Origin of the sequence: Cupriavidus sp. IDO (assembly GCF_000812465.1) — a bacterium.
GTDB lineage: Bacteria > Pseudomonadota > Gammaproteobacteria > Burkholderiales > Burkholderiaceae > Cupriavidus.
The window spans coordinates 1-2992 of record NZ_JWMA01000172.1; the positions used below are offsets into that span (position 1 = coordinate 1).

Annotated in this window: 2 protein-coding genes and 1 pseudogene; 1 reads left to right on the forward strand and 2 read right to left on the reverse strand. The window is 64.0% G+C overall.

The features are described 5' to 3' along the window. Positions 1 to 93: 93 nt before the first annotated feature. Entirely contained in the window at positions 94 to 894 is an 801-nt protein-coding gene (locus tag RM96_RS31350) for a hypothetical protein (protein WP_443112291.1), read from the reverse strand. Positions 895 to 1892: 998 nt separating this feature from the next. Further along, positions 1893 to 2576 (reverse strand): annotated as a pseudogene (locus tag RM96_RS38115) (DNA-binding protein); the annotation flags it as partial. A 199-nt stretch (positions 2577 to 2775) separates the two neighbouring features. Here RM96_RS38115 and RM96_RS40640 point away from each other — a divergent pair. After that, a complete protein-coding gene (locus RM96_RS40640) occupies positions 2776 to 2904 on the forward strand; it encodes a hypothetical protein (RefSeq protein ID WP_274520255.1) in 129 nt (42 codons plus the stop codon). The last annotated feature ends 88 nt before the right edge of the window (positions 2905 to 2992 follow it).

Genomic DNA, 2992 nt, shown 5'->3' on the forward strand with positions numbered 1-2992 from the left:
TTTGGCCATGTCCTTTGCGCGAGGGAAACAACGCAAAGGTTAACAAAAGTCACTTGAAGTTAACAGCCCTGCAAGCTCATTTTGTTAGGGCTTCTAAGGTGCAAGCCACTGTGCGGCCGAAAAGGACGCAAAGGCAGCATGTCTCTGACTGTCTTGCATGCCCAAAGCATTGCGGGCCGCGCCTTCCAGCGCGCTGCCATGCAATGGCGTGTAAAACCGCAGCCGCTCACCTGACGGCTGGGTGTAGCTGTCCCGCCATGCATCAAGCAGCGCGTCGGGCGCTGAGAGGACGAGGCCATCGTCCGACGCGCTCGCCCATTCCCGATCAATCAAGCCGGTGCGTACATTGCTGACGTGCCCCAGGCTAACTCCGGAGATTTCCGACAACTCGGTGACGCGCCAAGCACGGTCGGGCTCGCGCAGCATGGCGCGTAGAACCTGGGCCGACTTCGGCCTGAACAGCGACTTTAGTTCGCGTTGTTCGGCAGCGGGCTTGTCTGACACCATGCGTTCGATGAACACGCCGCCGAAGGCTATCCGGGCGTTTCCCTCCAAGTCGAGATAGCCGACGCCCATTTCTGCGCACAATTGTCTCACCGCAGGTGAGAGGTAGGGCGCGATGAAGACGGGCGTCGCCTGCGGGGATCGTTGCGCCACGAAATTACGCAGTTCGAGCAGCGCGGAACGGGCGTACCGCGGCTGGCCGTTCGACTTGTACTCGCAGATGAGCAGGTGCTTCCGCCCGTCCACGAGCAACCGGGCGATAAAGTCCGGCCGCCAATCGCCGGACACAGCGGCGCCTTCGATGTCTTCGATGTCTTCGATATGAAGGATCGGGACCTTCTCAAGCAGCCGTCGCAACGCCTCGCCAGCACGGGCTTCTGCTTCTTTCATTGAATGAACCCCTTTCAACATCCGTTGAAAATACCTTAGGTCTTGAAATAATGGCAAATTTTCACTGTAGCTAGCGTTTTCATCGGATGCTGAAAGTCGGCCGCGCAGTGAAATCCGGCGTTATAGCCGTTAAGTGAGCCATACAGAACCGCTGAAGAGGTTCATAGGGTTGGTCTCTTTGCTCGGTGTGTCGCTTATGCCTCATAGCCCTCCCCCGGCGTAAGAGCGCAGGACACGCTGATCGACCGCATCGACGGCCCTGGCGTCAACTGAAGCAGGACATTCCCGGCGCGGGTTGCCGGCCATCGGCGGGCGAAGTGGGAGGCCGTGCGCGACCGGCTTGCCGCGCAGCGGCCCACGCAGCCAATGCGCGTCTGCCGTGCACCCTGGCGCTGCACTACCTGCCTGCATTGTCCGAAGCGGCGGCCGCGACCACCGACAAGCTCGCAACACATCCGCGTACTAACGAAGCACGACAAGGCACCGTTATCGTGCCTTATCGCCGCGTCCCAGCAACGCCGGCCTCACATTGTTCCTTGCCCCGCGCGTCGCGGCTAACCGTTACTGGCCAAGGCTGGCGGAATCGCAACGGCGGTAGCCGGCAGCCACTTTCGGTCAATCGGCCCTTGTGTCGATCGGTCGACTGAGTTTGGCCCGTGAGCGGGCATTGGTCAGCGTCGGTCGGCCAGCCGCAAGGGCCGAGAGCCCTCTCACAGTCGGCAGGCCACCTGAAATGACTGAGGTAATATTCCCTCCTCCGGTGCGAGAGTCCAATGTCATGGAGACCCCTCGGCGTTGCGGTAGCAGACCGCGGGAGGCGGTGGTGGCGGTGGCTGATCGAAGCACCCCGCCGCCGCCAGCTCCTCCATGGGCAGCCCGTAGTCGGCCATCTGCGCCTGGATCCAGCGGATCGCGTCCGTCCGCTCATTTTTTCACCGTCATCGTTGCCGTCATTCGGGTTGAGAAGGGCTGCGGGCGTGTCCGCCCCTTGATTCGTTGTCGGCGCCGGGCCGCCGCCGGCCTTGCGCCGCCGCCCGCCCTCCCGCTCGCGCGGCGCCACGCTCAATGCTGCCAGCAGCTTGGGCTTCGGCCTTCGCCACCGCCGCGTCGCGGGCCTCGTGGCGCGCGACCGCCAGTTCGCCGCGCAACTCCTCGGCCACGCGCTTGCTCTTCTGGCGCACGGTGCGCTCCTGGTCCAGCTCACGCAGCGCGCGGCGCTCACTGGCTTCGGCCCGTTCCTGGGCAATGGTCACCTGCTCGCGGGCCCGCTGCAGCTCGGTCGAGAATTGGGTGCGCAATTCCGCCAGCTGACGGCCGGCGGCGTCCAGCTCGGCCCGCCCCGCCTCGAACCGCCCCTAGGTGGCGGCGTGGGCCTGCCGCTCGGCGGTGAGCGCCGCCTGGTTCTCCGCGAGCAACTGCCGCACCTCGGCCAGTTGGGCGGTGGTCGCCGCGACGTCCTCGCGCGCGGCCACGGCTTGTGCGGCCTCGCGCTCGGCCTCGGCGACGCTGGCCGCCTGCCAGATCGTTTGGACCGCCTCGGCGGCGACGTGTTTCAACGCATCCGGCAGGTCGGGGTGCTCGATGGTCACGCGCGTGCGAGCGCGCAGCAGCACCTCGGCGGGCGTCCCCATGCTGCCCTTGCGCACCAGGCTGTAGAGCTTGTTGGCGGTGGGCGTGACGCCCAATGGCCCCACGCAGTCGCTAGCGTGAGGCGACCGGCCGTCGCATGGTGAGCGGGATGCCGCACAGAGTGTCCGCGTCCTGGTGTGCCAATGTTTCTATAAAGAAACGTGACGAGGCCAGATAAATTACAACGCCGCTGCTCGCTGCAGCTATGCCGGGGGAACTCGGACCCAAGTCGGCAGATAGCGAGGAGGCGTCGTGAGCGAAGTCAAGATGGGCATTCTGTCCCTAGCCCTACTGGGGGGAACCCTTTATGCATTGGCAAGAGCGCTGGGCATGAATTTGAGCATTGCCGACATGGCGGGGCAACTCGTGCAGCTAGTGTAGTGTTCCGTTCTTGATAGAACTTATATGAATTCGGCGTCTCCAATGCGCTACTGCGACACAGCGTGGAGAGAGCGAGTGCGAGTTGCCC